Annotated in this window: 2 protein-coding genes; both read right to left on the bottom strand. The window is 69.0% G+C overall.

Annotation, left to right across the window (positions count from 1 at the left end; all coding sequences use genetic code 11):
- On the bottom strand, positions 1 to 1,766 hold a 1,766-nt coding region (locus ABZ567_RS32330; RefSeq protein WP_360796942.1), incomplete at its 3' end, for a lectin.
- Between the two features lie 37 nt (positions 1,767 to 1,803).
- A partial coding sequence (locus ABZ567_RS32325) for a lectin (protein ID WP_360796939.1) occupies positions 1,804 to 2,188 on the bottom strand: 385 nt, incomplete at its 5' end.

The following is a 2,188-nucleotide window of genomic DNA, read 5'->3' as shown; positions in this document are numbered from 1 at the left end:
GGCAGGGTCCATTTCTGGTTGGGGCCGGTGTGGCAGGTCCACAGGTGGACGGCGGTCCCGTCGTTCCAGGTGCCGCCCGAGGCGTCCAGGCACTTCCCGGACTGCGGATTGCGGACGGTCCCGTTGGTCTGCGGCTCCCACTTCTGGGCACCGGAACCGTTGCAGGTCCACAACTGCACCCTCGTACCGTCCGCACTGCCCCCACCGGACACGTCCAGACACTTGCCCAACGCCTTCACCGACCCGTCACCGGCCACGGTCCACCGCTGGGCACTCGAACCGTTACAGGTCCACAACTGCACCTTCGTCCCGTCCGCGCTCTGGCCGTCAGCGACATCCAGGCACTTGCCACCGACCCCCTTCACCTCACCCGTGCGGGGGCCGGGTTGCTGCCCGCCGCCGTGCTTGACCCGGATGTTGCGGAAGGACACGTCGTCGCCGTCTCCGTGGTTCTGGAGGCCGACGTGGCCCTGGCGCAGGCTCCGGGCCGGATCGGTGTTCGTGAAGTCGTTGATCTTCCGTCCGTTGAGGAAGATCTCCAACCGTTCGCCGGTGACCCGGAGTTCGTACGTGTTCCACTCCCCCGGCGGGTTCAGCGCGGCGTCCCGCGCCGCGATGTCGGCGGACCGGAAGCCGTAGACGGCGCCGGTGGTGCGGTCGGCGCTGTCCGTGGCGTCGATCTGGATCTCGTAACCGTTGTTCACCGCGGACCAGGGGTCGTCGGAGGCCGGGAAGCCGAGGAATACACCGGAGTTGTCGTCCCCGGCGGCCTTCCAGTCGAGCTTGACGGAGTAGTCGCCGGTGAACTCCTGGGCGGAGTACCAGAGCATGCCGAGACCGCCCTGTGAGGTGAGGGTGCCGTCCGCCAGGGTGAACCCGCCGGGGCCGGCCTGCTTCCAGCCGGTGGTGGACGAGCCGCCGAAGAGGGAGGTGTAGCCGGTCTCCGGACGGCAGTCGGCTTCGGTCATGCCCGCGGCCCACCGGATTCCGCCCAGCAGGTGCCGTCGGAAGGCGGGCTCGGCGTACGACTCGTCGGTGTGCCCGCCTCCCGTGTAGAAGGCCCGGCCACCCTGATAGTCCTTGCACCAGGCGATCGGGTGGTCGCCCGCCATGTTCCCGCCGGAGTAGCTGGATTCGTCGAGCGAGGCGAGGACGCGGGCGCTGGTGCGCGGATTGGAGCGGTAGTTGTACCACTCGTCGGTGCGCTGCCAGCTGGATCCCAGGTGGGCGGTGGCGTCGTGCGCCCGGTCCTCCACCCGGACGGTGGCGGACTGGATGGCCGGGTGGGAGTGGAAGAGCGCTCCGGCCAGACCCTCGTAGAAGGGCCAGTCGTACTCGGTGTCGGCGGCGGCGTGGATGCCGACGTAACCGCCACCGCCCTTGACGTACTGCTCGAACGCGGTCTGCTTGGCGCCGTCGAGGACGTCGCCCGTCGTCGACAGGAAGACGACCGCCCGGTACTGGGCGAGGTTTCCGGTCGTGAACGCCTGGGCGTCCTCGGTGGCGTCGACGGTGAAGTTGTTCGCCGCGCCGAGGGTGCGCAGGGCCGCGATGCCGTCGTCGATCGAGGAGTGCCGGAAGCCGGCCGTCTTGGAGAAGACGAGGATCTTGTACGCGGGGTCGGCCGCCACGAGCCGTTCGGCTGTGTGGGAGGACGGGGCGGTGGGGGAAGACGGCGTCGCTGCGGGCAGGGCGACGGCCTGCGGAGCCAGCGCGAGTGTGGCGGCGGCGAACAGACCGAGGGTCGCTTTCAGAGAGGTACGCATGTGAGGTCGCCTCCTTTCTGTGCTATGGAAGTCTGGGCTACGGAAGGGTCCACTTCTGGTTGGGGCCGGTGTGGCAGGTCCACAGGTGGACGGCGGTCCCGTCGTTCCAGGTGCCGCCCGAGGCGTCCAGGCACTTCCCGGACTGCGGATTGCGGACGGTCCCGTTGGTCTGCGGCTCCCACTTCTGGGCACCGGAACCGTTGCAGGTCCACAACTGCACCCTCGTACCGTCCGCACTGCCCCCACCGGACACGTCCAGACACTTGCCCAACGCCTTCACCGACCCGTCACCGGCCACGGTCCACCGCTGGGCACTCGAACCGTTACAGGTCCACAACTGCACCTTCGTCCCGTCCGCGCTCTGGCCGTCAGCGACATCCAGGCACTTGCCACCGACCCCCTTCACCTCACCCGTGCCGGCG

This window comes from Streptomyces sp. NPDC016459, assembly GCF_040632845.1.
In the GTDB taxonomy this organism is placed as follows: Bacteria; Actinomycetota; Actinomycetes; order Streptomycetales; family Streptomycetaceae; genus Streptomyces.
Note: the sequence above shows the minus strand (reverse complement) of the source record. Positions and strands in the feature narration are given on the sequence as shown.